This is a genomic window from Xylanibacillus composti (assembly GCF_018403685.1).
Lineage (GTDB): Bacteria > Bacillota > Bacilli > Paenibacillales > K13 > Xylanibacillus > Xylanibacillus composti.
This window is the reverse complement of sequence record NZ_BOVK01000031.1, coordinates 48,890-68,274: the sequence shown is the minus strand read 5'-3', so window position 1 is coordinate 68,274 and position 19,385 is coordinate 48,890. Positions and strand designations below refer to the sequence as shown.

Genomic DNA, 19,385 nt, shown 5'->3' with positions numbered 1-19,385 from the left:
GTGTTCAAACGCTTGTTCGGCAGTTATATTCTGATTATTGTGGCAAGTGTCGGAATTATGGGGATGATGATAAACCTTATGACGGAGCAGACCTTCTCCCGTTATTTGGCAGAGCAGACCGAGATGCACGGCGAGATGCTCCCCGTTATGCTGGCCGGACAGTATTCGCGCAATGGAAATTGGGATGGCGTGGAGAAAAGTTTGCAGGATGCGGCGCATATGATCGGCGCGAATGTAACGCTGCAGGATGCCGGCGGTCAGGTAGTCGCAACCACGTTGCAGCCGCGGCTGGCATTCGATAAAGGGGAGCTGGCCTCCGCCATCCACATTCCTATTTATAGTCAGGCCCAGCAGCTGATCGGTACCGTATCGATCAGCCGGGATCCGTTTCAGCAGAGGGCAGACGAGCAATTTCTCGAACAGGTTGGCATAGGCCTAGTCATCGTCGGAATTGTTGTGGCTCTAAGCGCGCTGCTGTTAGGCGGCATTATGGCCCGGTCGTTCAGCAAGCCTCTGGTTGAGATGTCGCAGGCTTCCCAGGAAATTGCGCAGGGGAATTACGAAGTGACCATGACAAGGGGCGGTCCGGAGGAAATCGATACGTTGAAGACTGCGTTCGAGAAAATGGCCGTAGGCATGAAGAAGGTGGAGGACAGGCGGAGAAAGCTGGTGGCAGACGTCTCGCACGAGCTGAGAACACCGCTGACCGTGGTCCAAGGGTACTTGGAATCATTGCGCGTAGGCAATATTTTTGATCGCCGCTCGGCCGAAATGGCCTTTCATGCGATGCATGAAGAGGTGAAGCGGCTGCTATGCATTTTGGGAGACTTGCAAGATCTGTCCATTATGGATTCCGGCACCCGTCAGTTGAACTTGACTGAAACCTTGCTGAGTCACGTGATAGAAGCAGCGAAGAATCGGTTGGAGCCGCTTGCTCGCGAGAAGGACATCACGTTAATATGGGAGCAATCCCGCACTAGTGAGATTCCCGTCATGCTCGATGCTGAACGAATGAATCAGGTGCTGTACAACCTTGTCAACAATGCCATTCAGCATACAGCGCCCCAAGGGCAAGTCAGGATTTGCTGCGAGGCGAGCCAGAAACAATGCCAAATCCGGGTTGCAGACAACGGCAAGGGGATTGCGGAAGAGCATTTGCCATATATCTTTGAACGGTTTTACCGGGCGGATGAAGCGAGAAGCCATGGGAAGAACGAAGGAGCCGGCATCGGGTTGTCGATTGTCAAATCCATCGTGGAGGCCCACCAGGGGAGCATCTCCGTCAAGAGCAAACTGCATGAAGGCAGCACATTTGTCGTGACCATTCCTGCTGCTCCTCGAAATCTTTAGCAAAACTTAATCCTCTCTTTAGAAAATCTGAAGAAGACAAGGGTATGCTTCTTATCGGGAGCTGCTTTTGTCTTTTTTTGATGGATGACGGAAAGGGTGAGTCCACTGTGCAAGTGCGATATGTATGGAGCGAATTGGTGCATCGGCCGCAGCGGTCGGTCGTTGCGATCTTGAGCATAGCTTTGGGCGTTGCGCTGTTTCTAAGTTTGCAAGCGTATGCAGAAGGATATCAGAACGCAGCCAGAAAGCCTTTAACGGAAATTGGCGCAGATATAATCGTTCAGCGGGAGGGGGACATCCCCGAAGCATTCGAAGGCATTGTCTTCCCGCATTCCACCGCGCCGTTGCGGGAAGAGGAGATTGCAGCCATACGGGAAGTGGAAGGCGTGGAAGATGTGGGGAGAGCCTTGTTCTTCTGGGTATTCGAACCCGATCAGTTTATAGTCGGATTAGGCATGGATCCGGAATCGGATTTCGGTCCAGGCCGGCTGCGCGCCGCTGTCCGCGAGGGGAGGTTTCTGCAAAGCAGCGATACAGGTGTCGCCGTAGCCGATTCCAGTTATGCGGACCAATATCAGCTGCGGGTTGGCGACTCGGTTACGATCTCCGGCGAAGTCTTTGAACTGGTCGGTCTGGTAGACACGAGCCGCGTTGGGAATGTCGCCAACGCGAATGTGTACCTGCCTCTTGCAGATGCGAACAGACTGGTTCATGAGGCCCCCAATGTGAACGCCATTTATACGCTTGATGAGCAGGTAACGAATCTGTTATTTGTGAAAGCCGATTCCGTCCAGGCAGCGAAAGTTTCGGAAGCGCTTCAGCCGTTGCTTGGAGAGAAGACCCTGGTCACGACGCCGCAATCGTTCGAAGCGGTGTTCGGCACGACCTTTCAGCTGATAGACCGCTTTGGCTTTCTGGTGGGGTTCACCTGTTTGATATTGGCGCTTTTGAGTTTGCTTCGGGTTATTGTCGGAGGTCTGGCAGAACGCAAGCGTGATATAGGCATTATGCGGGCGGTTGGCTGGAAAAAACGGGACATCGTGAAACAGATTACGCGGGAATCCTTAGTGCTAATAATGGCGGGCTGGGGGATTGGCGCAATTGCTGCATGGGGGGTGACCCATGTGCTTCGGCTGTTCACCGTATCCATTCCTGTTCCTTGGGAGCTAAGTCCAACTCCCCACTTTATGGCAGGCGGCGCCAAGGAGCTGTCGTTGACGGTGACGCTGGAAGCTGCCGTCCATCTCTATGGACTTCTGGCAGCCTTGCTGCTTTGCTTGGGGATCGGCTGGTGCATAAGCTGGTGGCTCGCGAGAAATGCGGCGAATTTGAAACCTGTGGAGGTGCTGCGTAGTGAATAAATTAATGGAAGCGAAAGGGATCGTCAAGTCATATGGCAACGTTCAGGTTGTTCGCGACGGCACTGTGGAGATTTATGCAGGCGAATTTGTCTCCATAGTCGGCCGCTCGGGATCGGGCAAGAGCACGCTGCTTTACTTGCTTGCAGGTCTGGAGCAAGCAGATAGCGGCACTATCCGTTACAAGGATCAGCAGTTAAGCGCTTACAGCGAGGAAGAGCTGGCAGTCTGGCGCAGGGAACATATCGGGCTTGTTTTTCAAAATTATAATTTGATCCCGACATTAACCGCGTTGGAAAATGTTGCTTTCCCCTTGTATCCGATCAAGATGAGTGCGAATGCGCGCAAGCAGCGGGCGATGGAGATGCTGGAACAGGTTGGCTTGGCTGAACGTGCGAACCACCGCCCCCATCAATTGAGCGGAGGGGAGCAGCAGCGTGTTTCGATTGCTCGCTCCCTGGTTTTCCGCCCTTCCATTCTTTTCGCGGATGAACCGACCGGAAATCTGGATTCGGCCACAGGCGACCGAATCATGGATTTGTTCCTGCAGCTGCGCGAGGAACATCAGCTTGCCCTGTTCATCGTCACGCATGACGTGGAAAAAGTAGCCGCGCGCTCAGACAGACGAATTGAAATGAAGGATGGGAGGACGTTCAGCCATGAGGCAATGGAACATGCGAAGTAAATGGGTAAGAGGGGCTGCCGCTTGTCTGGTTATCGTGCTCATTGCCGCAGCTTGCTCGAATCGGCCCGCCTCAGTCCCGCAATCAGATTCAGAGGATGGAGACCCTGACCAGATACAAGTGGAAGTGTTGCATCTGAACCATTGGCCGGTGAAGAAGATATTAGACGACATTGAGGCAGTAGTTGCGGAATACGAGGATGATGTTGATATCCATTATTATGCGTTTGGTTCGAAGGAAGGAGAAGCGTTGGCGGAAGCGCGCAGCATTACCGGACACACGCCCTTGGTTATTTTCATCAATGGGCAAAAAGATTACCAGCTGGACGGGAAGGACGTGACCTTCTACAGCTTTCCTGAAGGGAGCGGCACGCTTATGATGGGAAGCGGCGGATGGGCCATGGATGATTTGCATGCCGTTCTGTCTCTCTTGTCGGGTGAATAACGATGGGAGCTTATATATGTTCACAATTGCGAAGCCGTCTGGTTCGTACTTTGAGTGTGGTGATCGGGATTAGCATGGGAACGGGCTTGTTTCTTGCATTATCTGCATTGGGCAATGGCTATCAGCAGGCGGCCAGGCTCCCCTTATCCGGCTTGGCCTCCGATATTGTGGTAAGCAAATCTGCCGACTCAACCTCTGCAGCTTCGCAAATTACGAGAGGCATCCGCATGCCCTTCGGCATCGAAGCGATTACGGAAGAGGAGCGGGCTCAGATCGCAGAGCAGCCGTCGATAGATACCTTGACAGGTGTCCTGCTGCTCTGGGATTTTGATCGTTCCGGCTACAAGACGATTCTAGGGGTGGATACGTCTGAGCATGCATCGGGCCCGGCTTATGTACTTGAAGAGGGGATTGTGAAGGGAAGAAGCTTCTCGAGTACGGATCGGGGTGTCGCGGTGGTGGATCGGCATTATGCAGCGTTTTATAATCTGCAGCCGGGCTCGGAATTGCTGGTCGGCGACCAGACGTTCCAAGTGGTCGGGACTGTCAGCCAGAGCAATACGAACCAGACGGCTGCCGCCAATGTGTATATCCCGCTTGCAGATGCCAGAATGCTGGCAGGGCTGGAGCAGGATGAGGTCAATCAGCTTTATATCCGCGTAGCGGATGCCAGCCGAATGGAGGAAATCACCCGGGAGATCGGGTATCTCCTGCCGCACGCGCACGTTGTTACAGAGGACAGCTTGATCCAGGTAATGGGCGGAATAGGCAAGGTGTCTGCGCAATTTGCGAAAGCGGCGGCAGCTGTCGGATTAGTCGGAGGCGTGCTCTTGGCCTGGTTTGCCTTACAGGGCATGATGGCAGAACGGCGGAAGGAAATTGCGATCATGAAGGCTTTGGGCTGGAGGAAGCGTGAGATTTACAAGCTGTTTCTGCTGGAAACTGCGCTGCTGGGGGGAATCGGCTTGCTGGCAGGCTTGGTGCTAGGATGGGGCAGTATGCATGCTGTCCAGCTGCTGCCTATGCCTGACATCCCGCTTGCAGGAATCGCCCACGAATTAGACAGCCTGAACCAGGTGCATACGAGCCAGCAGAGTGCTGCTTTGCCTGCTTATCTGGATACGGCGACAATCCTCCTGGCTAGTATTGCCGTTGGCATCAGCGTACTGGCCGCAGGCTGGAGCAGTGCTGCGAAGGTACTGCGCATGAAACCGGCTGCGTTGTTAAGGAATCAGTAAGATGAACGCACGGTTATGGCTGGCCTTCGCGTCGCTCGGACTAGGCATCTTTATGGTGAATATGGATAGCGCCATGCTGACAATGGCGCTCCCGCGGCTGGAGAAGGAGTGGGAGGTTCCGCTGCTTCAGCTGAAATGGCTTGTCCTCGGCTATTTGATCCTGATTACCGGACTGCTGCCCAGCATCGGCCGATTGTCGGACAGGGCAGGGAAGAAGCGGATATATATGCTGGGCGTTTCGCTGTTTACCGTCAGCACCTTGCTGTGTGCAGGAGCAGGCTCGTTCTGGCAGCTGCTGCTGTTTCGGCTGCTGCAGGCGATCGGCGCATCGATGATTATGGCGAACGCGATGTCGCTGGTGACACAGATCTTCCCGCAAGGCTTGAAGGGTCGGGCGTTGAGCGGCATCAGCAGCGTGATTGCCGTAGCAACGATCCTGGGTCCGGCAGTTGGCGGGCTGCTGCTTCACCTGTCGAGTTGGCGCGCGGTTTTCCTTCTGCATCTGCCGCTTGGCATTGCGGCGCTTCTGCTCTCCATCCTGCATATCCCTGCAGCCCCGCAGCATAAGCCGGCAGGGCAATCGTTTGACTACGTTGGAGCAGTTGCATTCTTCGTGGCCATGGCAGGATTGCTCTCCTATCTGTCCTGGGCGGACACGCTAGGATGGGCAAGCGCATGGGCAATGACGTTGTTAGGCGGCTCACTCGGCATGATGGCTTTCTTTATCTATTGGCAGGCGCGCGCCGCACACCCATTGCTCGAGCTTTCCCTCTTTCGAAAAAGCAGATTCATCTTCGCCAACTTGGCCTCGTACCTGTCCTTTGTCCTTACCATGCTGCCTGCCGTAGTATTGCCGCTCTATCTCATTCAAGTGATGCAAATATCCGAAGACACGGCAGGTGCCCTTATATCCGTACAAGCCGTCGCTATTGTGCTTGCCGCACCGGTGAGCGGGTGGATGACCGACAAGCTCAATGGGCGTATTCCCGCGGCAGTCGGCATGCTCTGCTGTGCCGCCGGGCTTGGGCTGTTAAGCGGTCTTGAACCCGGTACCGGATATGGGAGCATCGTGCTTGCCCTTGGCTTGTTCGGGTTGGGTATTGGCCTGTTCCAGGCCCCCAACCAGCTGGCAGTGCTGCAAGATGTGCCGCCGGACAAGAATGGAGCTGCAGGCAGCATCATGGCGACGATACGCAATTTCGGCAGGGTGTCCGGCACAGCACTGGCCTTCCTGCTGTATGCTTCCTCGAATTCAAGCCCGCTGCAGGGAAGCGGACAGGTCGCTGCGGCAGGTAACGTCCAGCTCGTCTTCCTGGCAGGCTGCGTGTTGGCATTCATCACCATCCTGCTTCAATTCGGAGACGTTCTGAAGTTCAAGCACGAACGCGCGAGCAGGTACTCTGCCAGCAAGCTGAAGCAGTGAGTGCCTGCTCCTTCGCCGCGACTATCGGCACCATGGTGCAGCCCGCCAGAGTTGATAATATCCATACTTCGCTTTCCATATAAGAAGGAGCTGACAGTCACGGGATGACTCGGAAACAGCTCCTTTTTCGTGCGAAAAATTCATGTTCCCAGACCCACTATTTGGTTTATAATGAGAAATATCGGATGAATCCCACATTTCTGTTGACCTTCCATTTCGAACGGTTTCAGGATGTTGCGAGTACTTCAAGTACTTCAAGGATGGGAACCGATTCGCAAGTACAAGGAAAATATGAGAAAATAATCGATCGATTGCCGTCAAACCCTACTATTGCGACCATTCATATGATAAAGTGTAGGGATATCAACGGACTCAGGAAATAAAATACACTCACGTCTCCATTCGCTGAAAATTCCAACTATTGATTACGGAGTGAACATTCATGAAACAGCTTCAACCGCTTCAAGCCTATTTGCAACAATCGGCCTACATCGATTTCCAGCATGCTTCTCTGCAGAAGCTGGTTACGTCTTTCAGACAAGAGACGGAGCTTGAGAGGATAAAAGCGGCGTTCGAGTATGTGCGGGATGAGATCCGCCATTCCATGGATATTCGTAATGAAGAGGTAACACGCCGAGCTTCGGAGGTTCTGGAGAAGGGGCATGGCATCTGTTATGCCAAATCGCATCTGCTTGCCGCATTATTAAGAGGGATGGGAATTCCATCGGGCATTACTTATCAGCGTTTGACCTTATCCGACACACCAGAGGACGGGTATTGCATTCATGCTTTGAACACCGTGTATGTACGTGAACTGGGGAAGTGGATCCGATTGGACGCGAGGGGCAACAAGGAGGGGATTGATGCCCAGTTTTCGACTGAGGAAGAGAAGCTGGCATTTCCCATTCGACCAGAATATGACGAGAGAGATTACGGCATCAACTTCCATGAACCGCACCCGGCCATTATCGAGACATTACAGACTTACACCAATAGCATAGAGATGTGCCAAGTGGGTTTGCCTGAACATTTGCAAGAGGAAGGAGAGAGATAGGATGAAAATGCGAATGCTGGTCATGCTTCTGCTGTTATCCGTCATGCTGACCGGATGTATAGCAGAGAATTCCGCTAACAAGGACTTATTTCAGTACCAAAATTCCTACATCGGAGACAACAGCGGAGTGGGAAATATCATCCAACGCCTGCCCAGACATGAGAATGTCAAACATTTGTCGCTTGCTACCGATGCCGAGCCTTACGGAATGGAGATTACTTACGAGGAGCTTCCCGCTAACATGACCGAAGAGGAGAGAAGAGAAGCCGTAATTTATAACGCGACATTCCTGTTCGCACTCGTTCAGAATGCGGAGTGGATTTCGTTCCGAATGGATGAAGAGGAATATGTGGTGTCAAGAGACAGCCTGCTTGCATGGTACGGTGGTGAGGAGTGGATGTCTTTTTCGAAGGAGGAGGACCTGCGCGTTTATATTCAGGAACAGCTGGAAGACCAGGAGAAGCTCAATCGTTTTTTTGAGGCTGAGTGAGGAATATAGGCAGAAGGGAGAGGTCAAATGGGAAGAGTTGTTTTATTAGAACTGAGCAGTCAAGAACCGGACGGAATTGCCATCGGGCTCATCCAGCATCACAGGCACAACGATGACAATGAGTCAAAGGAAATGTCCGAAGAAGGATGGGGAAATGGATGAAGCTGTTCTTGAGACAAGCAGACGCGTCCGACTTGCCCCTGCTGAGTCGTATGAATCGGCAACTCATCGAGGATGAGGGAAGTACGAATCCCATGTCTACCGAGGAGCTCCTTGTACGCATGAAGGGATGGCTCCAATCTGGCTGGCAGATTGATCTCCTCCTTCGGGACACTACTGTACTGGGTTACGCGCTATATCAATTGCGGAGAAATGAGCGCGGGAAGGAAGAGGTGTACCTGCGGCAGTATTTCATTGAACGAAAGCACCGCGGGCGTGGCTATGGGCAAGCGGGGATAGCCTTGCTGCTTGAGACAAGATGGGATCCCGGGCACACCATCGTCGTGGAAGTGCTGGAGACGAATCCCGCCGGGCATCGATTTTGGCAGCGGGTTGGTTTTGCGCCGTACAGTACAACCTTGACCAGGAACGGTTGACATGGGAATGCCGGGCTCGGGTTAGCGGATACTTGGAGAGGGGAAGATCCTTTACACAGATAACGTTTTCCGCTCATATTTCGTCAAAAATACAGAATGGAACTATGCACGATTACCGGTTGCGGGTAATACGGTGTGCATGAGCAAGCGGGAGTGTCCCCCACATTCTTGATAGGAAGAGGTTGCCATGAATGCATCCATGCTAGAAGCGGAAATCGCATATACGAAACTGTTCGCGCAGAGTGAGGATGAAGGAGATTTCATCCGATTTTGGGATGAGACGATTCCGGATATGTACACGCACAATTATATACTGGTCAAGCATAACCAAGCGCCTCTTGCAAAGATCCTGAAGGCAGAGCTTGCACAACGACATGCAGAGGGAAAAAAGTTTCTGCGGGCAGAGTTCAGTTTTGCTTTCGACAATAGTTTGCTGGATGAGTTGCCCATAAAGCCCAATGTGACACACTATGATTATATGGTCATCCATACGGATCGCTATCAGACGATTCAAGGAAATATGGATGGACGAGTCGAACCGGCATATCGCGAAAATGTGCTGGCCGACGGAATCGCCGTCGATGTTCTGGCGAATGAGGAAGCGATGGGGCTGGAATTTGCGGTAAGACGCATTCATCGCAAGTCCAAGGTGTATCAAGATTCGCTGCTCCCCTTGCAATTATATGTTTGCTACCATGGCAAACTGGCAGTAGGCAAGTGCGAGCTTATGATACTGCGGGATATTGCCAAGATTGAAGATTTCGACATCCTCGAGAATCATCAGCGCCAAGGCTTTGGCAGTACAGTTATTCGCCATCTTCTTAAACACGCAGCGGATCAGCATGTCAAACAAGCTTACTTGGTGACCAACAGTACAGATACAGCAAAAATAATGTATGCCAAGTGCGGATTCGTAAAGGCCGGTACGAAGACAGAGCTGTTTTTTCGGTTGGAAAATGACGCGCCATGATGAAGCGGCAAGTGGCAGCCTACAAAACAGGCTTGGATGAGGACAAGACCAGGTTTGAGCGAATCGTTGAACTGGTTATGTACGTGCCGAATTATTTACGATAAGCTTCAATTCACCCATTCATTACGAAGAGTATACCTGCGTAAAAGGAAGGGAGTGACGCTTGTGCTACGTCAGATGGGGTATGGATTTTTTGCTGTGCTGCTGGCGTTCGTGTCTTTTTTTACGGGGGAAATGGTCACGTTCGTCATGCTGGGATTTATCTTGATGAGTCTGTTGAATATTAATTCGACTTTGCAAGCCATTCTGCAAAAGATGAACCATCGCGATTAGACGGTAAGGGAACGGTTCTGATCCAGTTCTACCCACCTAGCTGATTGGAGGGGATAACTATGCAAAGAGGGCATTATAATCCATATAAGGATATGAGCTTGCATGCAAATCAGCCTGTCTCCAAGCCGCAACCGCTTGACGACCGGTGCGGATTTAACGATGTCATCGAGACGTATGATATTGTGAATGGCCACCAGTTTCCCAAGAGGCTGGATCACTTGCCGCGCGCCATACGCGGTGTGTTCAGATGGACAATCATCCTCTGGGTGTCCAGCTTCATCGTCTTTCAGGTATGGTCGGTTGTGTCGATGTTGAAGTGAATGGATTGAATAGAATTGTTTAAATAGTTGGATTTTAATTGCGACTATCGAATGGGGCGGTGAAGGACAGTAGAGTCCATGAGGAGTGGAGGGAGTGTTTTGCAAATTGCAGAAATTACACTGCTTGTCAATCAGTTGGAGCCCGTTACGCGGTTTTATCATGAGATTTTGAAGTTCCCGGTCATTGAGTGTACTGGGACAACTGTACGCCTACAATGTGGGTCTTCTGTACTCTCGTTTCAGCAAGAGGATAAGATTTCCTCACCTTACTACCATTTTGCGTTTAATATCGCTGAGAACAAGCTAGATCTTGCAATGGATTATTTGAGACAAAAAGGGATTTCACTTAATCGAACAAATGAAAGTGAAGTGTTCTATTCAGAAAGCTGGGATTCCCATTCAATCTATTTTTACGATCCGGCTGGAAATATCGTTGAGTTTATCGCCAGACATCGCCTGCCGAGCAAGCCTGGTACGACATTCTCCACCGACGACATCTTGAATATAAGCGAAATCGGCTTACCCACAAGTCAAGTGGAGGCGTTGTCGGACTTGTTGGTACACCAGTTAGATGAATGTGTGTACATTTCCGGCGATGCTGTTTTTACACCCATTGGCGATGAAGAAGGATTGTTGATTCTAACCACACTGGAACGGCAATGGCTGGGGTCAAATAAGAAAGTAGAGATATTCCCGCTTAAAGTGCAAATAGATGGAAAAATGGTTGAGTTGCGTAATTTTCTGAATCTCCCATATTGCCTAACAACAGCTTGATGCGAGATTGGCATGATAGGAGTCGGGAGAAGAACATCCCGGAAATTCATGACTTCAATGTGCTGCAGAAGTTCCAACGTATGGGCATTGGTTCAAGACTGATGGATCATGCCGAACAAATGATACGTGAACGGTCCCGGATAGCCGGGCTGGGTGTTGGAATCTTCTCCAACTATGGAGCGGCTCAAGTGCTCTATGCACAACGTGGCTATATCCCGGATGGGAAGGGCATTCACGAAGGGCAGCGCTATATCCAACATGGCGAAACGATAACCGTGAATGATGACATTGTCTTTTATCTCATTAAGCATTTAAGCCGTAATGATTGTTCAGGAGAGCGTATGTGCGGGGAGGAAGGGTCATGGAAGTCCGATACCTGGAGTATGTAATCAGTGATGACAAGTCTAAGCTGCAAATCGACCAAGTGCTGGGGTTTATGGCACGGAGTTATTGGGCAAACAAGAGGCCGTCAACCTTGACGCGCAAAGCGATCGAGCATTCATATTGCCTGGGCGTGTATCAGGATGAGGAACAGGTAGGATTTGCCCGGATCGTGACGGATCATGCCACGATTTACTATATTTGCGATGTATTTATCCATGAGGACCACCGCGGCAGGGGGATCGGAAAGAAACTCATCGAACTAATTGTGAACGCTGACGGCCATGATCAGATGATGGGCTTGCTGGGGACAGCTGATGCACATGAGTTGTATGAGCAGTTCGGGTTCATCCGGGATGCGGAACGCTTTCTAAGGAAGTCGCCCCAATTTGTAATTCAGCAGTAAGGGAACTTCGCAATGGTCGACTGACACGCCCGGCAACGCAGCTCGCATTGATATATACGTCCACTAAGTTGGAAGGAGCAACTGCATTTCCACGCAGTTGCTCCTTCCAATTTTTTTTTGTTCAGCGCCAGTTCGACACAATTTCCTAAGGTGTTATATTAAGATTGTGGTATAACCTAAAAACTGTTGTATTTTAGGGTGCTCTCGAACTGGCATACAATAAGGTGGAACCAAATCACATACACAAAAGGGAGGTACCCAGCATGACTGACAGCTACACACGCAAGAAGCGCCGCCTGCCAATGTTGATCGCCATGATGCTTTCCCTGACACTGATCATCTCCGCTTGTAACCAATCCGGAGGATCTGGTCAAGCTGACGGAAGCAACCAAAACGGAGAGAACCGTTCAAGCGAGATCGGGGAACAAATTTTGAATGATCCCGTGAACTTCAAGTTTGATCCGCCGATCCAGTTCTCAACAGCCATTACGTTCCAACAACAAACGGATATTGATTTCAAGCCTGGCGAGAACATCGAGGATCATGTGCACCTGCGTTGGATGCGGGACGAGTTGGGCTTGGAAGTGTCCTATGACTTTGTCGTACCCAATTCCGATGATTATGAAACCAAGATGCGCCTGCTGCTGTCCGGCAATCAGCAGCTTCCAGACGTGATCACAGCGTTTACAACTTTGGCTGACGATCTAATTGCCGCGAAAAAAGTGATGCCTCTGAATGACTTGATTGATAAATATTTATCTCCGAACTTGAAAGCGCTTTATGAAGAATACCCGTCCATGCTTCATCCGGTGACGCGCGATGGCGTCATCTATGGTCTGCCGAACATGTATGCCATGGATGAGGGCACCATTATGTGGGTGCGCGAGGATTGGTTGCAGAACGTAGGATTGGAAGCGCCAACGACGCTTGAGGAATTTGAAGAAGTTTTGCGCGCTTTCACCGAGGATGACCCTGATCAGAACGGTCTGAACGATACTGTTGGGCTCGCTGTTTCACTGAAGGATGGTCCATATCAGTGGATGGCATCGGCCGATTCGATTGTGGGCATGTTCAGCGATTACGTTGCGCAAACGACTAACCCAGCAGAATATTGGCATGAAGAGAATGGCCAGCTGATCTATGGCACTACGCATCCCGATCAGAAGAAGTTTCTGGCGAAGATGCGCGAATGGATGGAAAAGGGGTATATTGATCCGGAAGCGGGCATCAAGGACCCGACTAAAGCAGGCGAGATGGCGGCCTCCGGTCAAGCGGGCATCATCTTCGGGCCATTCTGGATGAACGGTTATCCGCTCAGCGGCGTTCCCGAATTCCAGCCGTATCCTAACCCGGTCGGACCGGGCGGACAAGTGGGCCGTGCGGAGAAAAAGATGGTGCATGATTACACGATGTTCAACATCGATTTTGAGCATCCTGAAGCCATTATTGCGTATATTAACAAGCTATTTGCCACGAACTTTGGCGAGGGTGATCCTTATTTCGATCCGAAGTTAAAGCACGGCTGGCATGAAGGTTACGATTATGTGGAACATGAAGGCAAGATTTATCACAACAATTTCGATCAGCATGGCATCCCGGAATCCAAGTGGCCGAAACCGGACGATCCGACAGTAACGTACAGCATCAAATTCCCGATAACGGGGGCGCCGTTCGTGCCTTATCTGGGAGACCCGGCATTCCAGAAATTCAAGGATGATCCTGAAGCTGATCCGAACAATGCGATGGAATCACGCGTGAAGAGATCGCAGCAGCGTCAGCTGGAAGCGGGACTAGTACGAATCAGTCAGAACGATACCGCGATTCACAATCAATTTAATGGACCGCCAACCAAGACCATGCTGTCCAAGAGCGAATTGCTTACCAAGCTTGAGTCGGAAAGCTACCTGAAAATTATTTATGGGGATCAGCCGATCGACTATTTCGATCAGTTCGTAGAGGAATGGAAAGCGAACGGCGGCAATCAGCTGATCGAAGAAGTAAACGAATGGTATGAATCCACCAAATAGCATCTTGCAATCTTGAAGAGGATGGGTCGGCAACGACCCTTTCTCCTCCTTATGGCTACCTGGCGTGGACATCATTCCGGGCACCGTTCGAAAAGGGCGTAGTTCCCTCTCGGCATTGACGGGCTTGTCCGGCAGAAAGGAAGTGAACAGCAACGATGGCTGCAACGGAACCATCTCCAACTCTTCATCCGCCAACACTACAGCGCAAGAGCTCAGGTAAGAAGTTTATTTCCTACTGGCGCAAAACATGGCCGCTGCATGTACTTCTGCTTCCAGCAGTGGTCATCGCGCTTATCTACAACTATACGCCGATGTTCGGCATCATTATCGCATTTATGGATTACCGACCATGGCTTGGCTTTAGCGGATCACCGTGGGTAGGTTGGGAAAATTTTGAGTACTTGTTCGGGTATCGGGACGCCAGGCAGGTCATCTGGAACACTGTATTAATCGCTTCACTTAAAATTCTCATGCAGATGTTCGTCCCGGTAATCTTTGCGCTATTGCTTAACGAGATTCGGATAATCTGGTATAAGCGTACCGCGCAGACACTCGTTTATTTGCCGCACTTTTTGTCCTGGGTTATTCTTGGCGGGATCTTCGTCGACATTCTTTCGATTCGGGGAGGAATAGTGAACCGGTTTTTGGGCGTGTTCGGTATTGAACCGATCTTTTTTCTGGCCAACGGGGATTGGTTCCGGATTACAGTGATCTTATCCGATATATGGAAGGACTTCGGATTTTCGGCGATTATCTTCCTGGCGGCAATCGCCGGTATTAACCCGGCGCTTTACGAAGCCGCAGCGATCGATGGCGCGAACCGTTGGCAGCAGGTAATGCGCATTACCGTGCCCGGTATTATGCCGATCTTTATCGTTGTGGTGACGCTGTCGCTCGGGCGCGTGCTGGACGCCGGCTTTGACCAGATTTTCAACCTGTACAACCCGCTTGTATACGAAAAAGGAGATATTATCGACACCTTTGTGTACAGAGTCGGTCTGCAGGGAGCCCAGTTCAGCTTTGCAACGGCGGTCGGACTATTTAAATCAGTCATCGGGTTTATCCTTATCGTCATCAGCTATCGGATGGCTTATAAATGGGCGGGGTACCGCATCTTCTAGAAAGGGGGACAAAGCTTGCATTATCGTTCAACGTCTTATACGATCTTTCAGATAGTAAACTATGTGCTGATTGGCGTGCTCAGCTTGCTTTGTATCCTGCCGCTTCTTCATATCCTTGCGGTTTCTCTAAGCTCGCGTGAAGCTGCCACAGCTAATATCGTCAACTTCTGGCCCGTCGGATTTACGCTTGCCGCCTACGAGCAGACTATTGGCAACGAAAACTTTCTGCGGGCCCTGATGATCGGTTTCCAGCGGACGATACTCGGAACAATCGTATCGATGAGCATCATCACCATGGCGGCATATTCCTTGTCTAAGTCGAATCTTCGGTTCCAGGGACGCAATATTTATGCATGGTTCTTTATCTTTATGATGCTGTTCAGCGGCGGTCTAATTCCAACCTACCTGGTTGTGACCAAAACCGGCATTTATGACACGATTTGGGCGCTTGTCATCCCATCCGCAGTCAATGTATGGAACATGATCCTGATGCTGAACTTCTTCCGCAATCTACCTGGCGAGCTGGAGGAGGCCGCTTTGATCGACGGTGCGGGGCATTTTACAACGCTGTTCCGCATTTATATTCCAGTTTCTTTGCCCGCGATTGCCACCATGACGCTGTTTACCATGGTCTTTCACTGGAACTCCTGGTTTGACGGCATTATATATTTGACGAAGCTGCAGGATTATCCGCTTGCTTCCTTCCTGCATACCGTCGTGGTCAAGGAGAACTTCAATGAAGTAGGCGTCGATCTCGAGAACTTGCAGCAAATCTCGAACCGGACGGTCAAAGCTTCGCAAATCTTTATCGGGGCGCTGCCGATTTTGCTCGTATATCCGTTCCTGCAAAGGTATTTCGTCAAAGGGATTGTACTAGGCTCTGTCAAGGAATAAGAAAGCGCTTCAATTTTCTTAAGTCTCCCTCTTTCGCAATCGTCCCTATGGCGTTACAATAAAGGGACCCTGTTGGAAAGGGGAGGCTTCCATGTTTGCCCGAATGAATACGTTTACAAAAATAACGGTGATTATCGTCATGCTGCTCGTTCCGATTCTGGCGGTGTATATTTATTCCAATCAGACGAGCATACGCGTCGTGGAAGAGCAGTTGATCCAATCTAACTTCAATCGTCTTTCCTTCTTTCTAAGGCAAATGGACAATATCAGTGAACAGATATGGCGATCCTCTTACTTGATGCTCGAAGACCCTGATGCGATCCGCATGCAGAACCAGGCGATGGACAATCGAACCTTAGTTTCACTCTTGTCCAGGCAGGCTGTGGTGGAGGATCTGGAGAAGCTGCGAACTTCCCTGCCCTGGGATGTTGAGCTGACGATTTATGCGCCGGAAACGGAACTGGTCGTGACGACTACTCGCAAACGCGATTATGATTTCTCCTATTTCGAATCAAATTACAGCTTGCAATGGTCTTATCGGCTACTCAACTTGAACGGTGAGAATGAGGCTTATATGGTTAGGCACATGACGAAGCCGTTCGCTATGGAAATGAATCAGGAAGCAATGGGACTGATACTTGAGGTTGCTGTTCCAGAACGCGAAATCGCAAATTTGCTGGAACAACTGAGAGCGGACGGTCCGGGTGAGCCCATTTTTTATCATATGGATTATGGTGCGGTGGGCAGTCCGTCAGCCAAGGCAGAACAGCTTGCTTCCTACGAGGAATTGCTGCGAACTGTTGTGCTGCAGGATCAGGGACATGAGATTGTGGAAATCGGACGGATCGCCTATTTGATGAATTACGCCCGGTCTGAAACGTTGAACTGGTATTTGATCGATATGATTCCGCTGGAATCGATTATGCAGCCGATTGAGCATACGATGCTCCTCTTTTATTTGACAGTCGCCCTGCTGCTATGCATTGGGCTAGTCTGCGCATCGCTTCTATATCGCAATGTGCAAATGCCCATCCATCGGTTGACCAGAGGCGTCCAACGGTTGAGGCGAGGCGAATATGCCTTTCGCCTTACAGGGAAAATACCGGACGAATTTGCTTACTTGTTCTCGGAATTCAACGTGATGTCTTCTGAAATCCAGACATTGATCGAGAAAGTATACGTGGAACAAATCAACGTGCGCAAGGCAAAGCTTAGACAGCTGCAAGCACAGATTAATCCGCATTTTTTATATAACAACTTCAATTTTATACAAAGTATGGCGCAGATGGACAACAAGGAAGCCGTCATCGCCTTCACGCAGCACTTGAGTCATTATTATCGCTATACGACACGAATGGGGGACGGCCTCACCACACTGCGGGAGGAATTGTCGCTGGTTCAAAGTTATCTGGAAATTCATAAAATGCAAATGGAACGCCTGGCTTACGACGTGGATGTGGATGAAGCGCTCATGTCCGCATCCTTTCCTCCGTTGCTCCTGCAGCCGGTAGTAGAGAATGCTGTCGTGCACGGCATAGAGAATAGGCTGGGCGACGGATATATTCGTATTCGCGGTGAGCAAACAGCGCAGGGCTTCCAGTTGATCGTGGAGGACAATGGAAAAGGAATGACACCGATGGAGCTTCGCAGGCAATCGCAGCAGCTGCTTCAGGACAGTATGGAAGAGGAAGGCTGCGGCCTTAGAAATGTGCACCAGCGCCTGCAGCATATGTTCGATCCTCGATCAGGGCTAGCTCTTGCGGAGTCGCCGTTCGGCGGTCTTCGCGTCACTCTGCAAGTGGTATTGCCAAAGGAGTAATCAGTCAGACATCTAGGTTGGAGGGGTTCGATGTTCAATTTGTTGATCGTTGATGACCATCCCTATCAAGTCGACAGTATTGTATACACCGTTGAGCAAAGTTCATTGGACGTCGGTGCGATCTACAAAGCGCATTCTGCTGCCGAAGCATTGGAATGGATGAAGCGCGAGACGATTCATATTGTCATTACCGATATCCGCATGCCTGAGATTAGCGGTATCGGACTGATCGAAAGGATACGCCAGACGTCAAAGCAGGTGAAGTGCATTCTGCTCTCCAGCTATGCCGATTTTGAGTATGCCCAGCAGGCATTGGAGCTGCAAACCTCGAAGTACTTGATGAAACCGGTCAAAACGCACGAACTCATAGAAACTCTGCAGAATGTGATGGAGCAGCTGCGTGCGGAGCAGGAGGCGGAGCAGACGATGCAGCAGACGATCTATACCTTTCGCGAGAATTTGCCAATTTTGCGGGAGCGCTTGCTGCAAAAGCTGTTGAGTGGAGAGAATGTCCCGAAATCGGAGCTGACCCACAAGCTCTCTGCTTATAACCTGCCTTTCGAGGTGGGGGATAACGTGGCGTTGGCCGTCTTTCAGCTCGAGGATGACTTAACAGGGTATAATGAATACGATGTGTCGCTGCTCATGTATGCTGTCTCGAATATAGCCGAGGAAGTATTCGGAGATTGCTTTGATGTATGGCATACCCGTTTTACAGCGAAACGTCTGGTCATGCTTGCGAAAACGGCCGGACATAAACAGATCTATCAACCGCAAGGTCAACTAGAACGGAAGGCGAAGGAGCTTCAGAGGCTAGTATACCGCTATTTGAAGCATATGCTGTCTGTTGGGGTTTTGCATTCATGGAGACGCTTTCCGGAGGATCTGGCCGTGTCTTACGAGAAGGCCAAGCGGCTGCTGCGCAGCCAGGAAGGGAAGGCGGCAGGATTTTTTGCCGGTGTAGAAGATCTGCCAGATCCGACATTGCAGGGATTAATCGAGTCGTTGTATGCGCAGCCTTCACTCATGACGCTCCTGGAAACAGGGAGATGGCAAGATGCCAGAGCGCGGCTCGAAATCATCTTTGCTGAACTGGAGCAAAAATGGATGTGTTCCAGCGAATATTTGTCGGAGGCCTTCTTCATTATTGCGGGGACGTTCCAATTCGTAGCCCACAAAAATGGCAAACGGCTGATTGATGTCATCGGCGTGTCCGATCACGCTTTGATACAGGAGTACATTCATTGGGACTTGTCTGCGTTCCGCTCGTGGGTGCTTCGTTCATTGGAACGACTGCAAATTTTAGCAGCGTCAACCTCCTATGATCAAAACCGGTCTCTGATTCAGCGTATTCACCAGTTTATCGAAACGAATCTGGAGAAGGATGTGTCCCTGCAATCAATTTCTGAAGCGGTTGGCCTGCATCCATCGTATGTTTCAAAGGTGTACCGTGAGGAGACCGGGTTGACGCTAAGCGATTACCTGCTGCAGTACCGGCTGGAATACTCGGCTGAGCTGCTGCGAAATACAGATTGCAAGGTATACGAGGTGTCAAGTCGGGTTGGGTATCAGACGCCGCATTATTTCATCAAGCTGTTCAAAAAAGCGTACGGCATGACTCCTCAGCAGTTCCGCAACACCTTGAAGGGGGCATCCGGCTAATCTCGTTGCATGCAAAAGAAGCTGAGCCTTGGTTCCGGGGGA

The 19,385-nt window shown here is 50.7% G+C and carries 21 protein-coding genes; all 21 read left to right on the top strand.

From position 1 onward, the window contains the following. The 21 genes from XYCOK13_RS12220 (at position 1) to XYCOK13_RS12125 (ending at position 19,343) form a co-directional block, all read left to right on the top strand. Complete coding sequence (locus XYCOK13_RS12220; protein WP_213412436.1) at positions 1-1,350, top strand: sensor histidine kinase; 1,350 nt, start codon at positions 1-3, stop codon at positions 1,348-1,350. A 107-nt stretch (positions 1,351-1,457) separates the two neighbouring features. Beyond that, entirely contained in the window at positions 1,458-2,711 is a 1,254-nt protein-coding gene (locus tag XYCOK13_RS12215; RefSeq protein WP_213412435.1) for an ABC transporter permease, read from the top strand. Then, a complete protein-coding gene (locus tag XYCOK13_RS12210; protein ID WP_213412434.1) occupies positions 2,704-3,393 on the top strand; it encodes an ABC transporter ATP-binding protein in 690 nt (229 codons plus the stop codon). Before XYCOK13_RS12215 ends, XYCOK13_RS12210 begins: the two co-directional genes overlap by 8 nt. Next, entirely contained in the window at positions 3,368-3,835 is a 468-nt protein-coding gene (locus XYCOK13_RS12205) for a hypothetical protein (protein ID WP_213412433.1), read from the top strand. The genes XYCOK13_RS12210 and XYCOK13_RS12205 overlap by 26 nt, the downstream gene beginning before the upstream one ends. A 2-nt stretch (positions 3,836-3,837) precedes the next feature. Beyond that, positions 3,838-5,073 (top strand): ABC transporter permease, encoded by a 1,236-nt coding sequence (locus XYCOK13_RS12200; RefSeq protein ID WP_213412432.1) that lies wholly within the window; start codon positions 3,838-3,840, stop codon positions 5,071-5,073. Position 5,074: 1 nt separating this feature from the next. Further along, positions 5,075-6,496, top strand: coding sequence for a DHA2 family efflux MFS transporter permease subunit (locus XYCOK13_RS12195; RefSeq protein WP_213412431.1), 1,422 nt, complete (start codon positions 5,075-5,077; stop codon positions 6,494-6,496). A 442-nt stretch (positions 6,497-6,938) separates the two neighbouring features. Next, positions 6,939-7,550 (top strand): transglutaminase-like domain-containing protein, encoded by a 612-nt coding sequence (locus XYCOK13_RS12190; RefSeq protein WP_213412430.1) that lies wholly within the window; start codon positions 6,939-6,941, stop codon positions 7,548-7,550. Between the two features lies 1 nt (position 7,551). After that, positions 7,552-8,040 (top strand): DUF4825 domain-containing protein, encoded by a 489-nt coding sequence (locus XYCOK13_RS12185; protein WP_213412429.1) that lies wholly within the window; start codon positions 7,552-7,554, stop codon positions 8,038-8,040. Positions 8,041-8,067: 27 nt separating this feature from the next. After that, positions 8,068-8,202 (top strand): hypothetical protein, encoded by a 135-nt coding sequence (locus XYCOK13_RS22150; protein WP_280520896.1) that lies wholly within the window; start codon positions 8,068-8,070, stop codon positions 8,200-8,202. Further along, a complete protein-coding gene (locus tag XYCOK13_RS12180) occupies positions 8,199-8,636 on the top strand; it encodes a GNAT family N-acetyltransferase (RefSeq protein WP_213412428.1) in 438 nt (145 codons plus the stop codon). Before XYCOK13_RS22150 ends, XYCOK13_RS12180 begins: the two co-directional genes overlap by 4 nt. Positions 8,637-8,823: 187 nt before the next feature. Further along, a complete protein-coding gene (locus XYCOK13_RS12175; RefSeq protein ID WP_213412427.1) occupies positions 8,824-9,606 on the top strand; it encodes a GNAT family N-acetyltransferase in 783 nt (260 codons plus the stop codon). Positions 9,607-9,771: 165 nt separating this feature from the next. Then, positions 9,772-9,939 carry a hypothetical protein gene (locus tag XYCOK13_RS12170; RefSeq protein WP_213412492.1) on the top strand — a complete coding sequence of 56 codons (168 nt, stop codon included), beginning with the start codon at positions 9,772-9,774 and terminating at the stop codon, positions 9,937-9,939. A 59-nt stretch (positions 9,940-9,998) separates the two neighbouring features. Beyond that, on the top strand, positions 9,999-10,259 hold the full coding sequence (locus XYCOK13_RS12165) for a hypothetical protein (RefSeq protein WP_213412426.1): 261 nt from the start codon (positions 9,999-10,001) through the stop codon (positions 10,257-10,259). Between the two features lie 99 nt (positions 10,260-10,358). Then, positions 10,359-11,033 (top strand): VOC family protein, encoded by a 675-nt coding sequence (locus XYCOK13_RS12160; protein ID WP_213412425.1) that lies wholly within the window; start codon positions 10,359-10,361, stop codon positions 11,031-11,033. Then, positions 11,033-11,422, top strand: a complete 390-nt coding sequence (locus XYCOK13_RS12155; RefSeq protein WP_213412486.1) for a GNAT family N-acetyltransferase — start codon at positions 11,033-11,035, stop codon at positions 11,420-11,422. The genes XYCOK13_RS12160 and XYCOK13_RS12155 overlap by 1 nt, the downstream gene beginning before the upstream one ends. Beyond that, positions 11,395-11,820 (top strand): GNAT family N-acetyltransferase, encoded by a 426-nt coding sequence (locus XYCOK13_RS12150; RefSeq protein WP_213412424.1) that lies wholly within the window; start codon positions 11,395-11,397, stop codon positions 11,818-11,820. Before XYCOK13_RS12155 ends, XYCOK13_RS12150 begins: the two co-directional genes overlap by 28 nt. Before the next feature lie 263 nt (positions 11,821-12,083). Next, a complete protein-coding gene (locus tag XYCOK13_RS12145; RefSeq protein ID WP_213412423.1) occupies positions 12,084-13,847 on the top strand; it encodes an extracellular solute-binding protein in 1,764 nt (587 codons plus the stop codon). A gap of 155 nt (positions 13,848-14,002) precedes the next feature. Beyond that, complete coding sequence (locus tag XYCOK13_RS12140) at positions 14,003-14,968, top strand: ABC transporter permease (protein ID WP_213412422.1); 966 nt, start codon at positions 14,003-14,005, stop codon at positions 14,966-14,968. Positions 14,969-14,983: 15 nt separating this feature from the next. After that, entirely contained in the window at positions 14,984-15,862 is an 879-nt protein-coding gene (locus XYCOK13_RS12135; protein ID WP_213412421.1) for a carbohydrate ABC transporter permease, read from the top strand. A 91-nt stretch (positions 15,863-15,953) separates the two neighbouring features. Beyond that, positions 15,954-17,681: a sensor histidine kinase gene (locus XYCOK13_RS12130; RefSeq protein ID WP_213412420.1), complete on the top strand. Its 1,728-nt coding sequence runs from the start codon at positions 15,954-15,956 to the stop codon at positions 17,679-17,681. 30 nt (positions 17,682-17,711) lie between these two features. Then, positions 17,712-19,343 carry a response regulator gene (locus tag XYCOK13_RS12125; RefSeq protein ID WP_213412419.1) on the top strand — a complete coding sequence of 544 codons (1,632 nt, stop codon included), beginning with the start codon at positions 17,712-17,714 and terminating at the stop codon, positions 19,341-19,343. Positions 19,344-19,385: the final 42 nt, after the last annotated feature.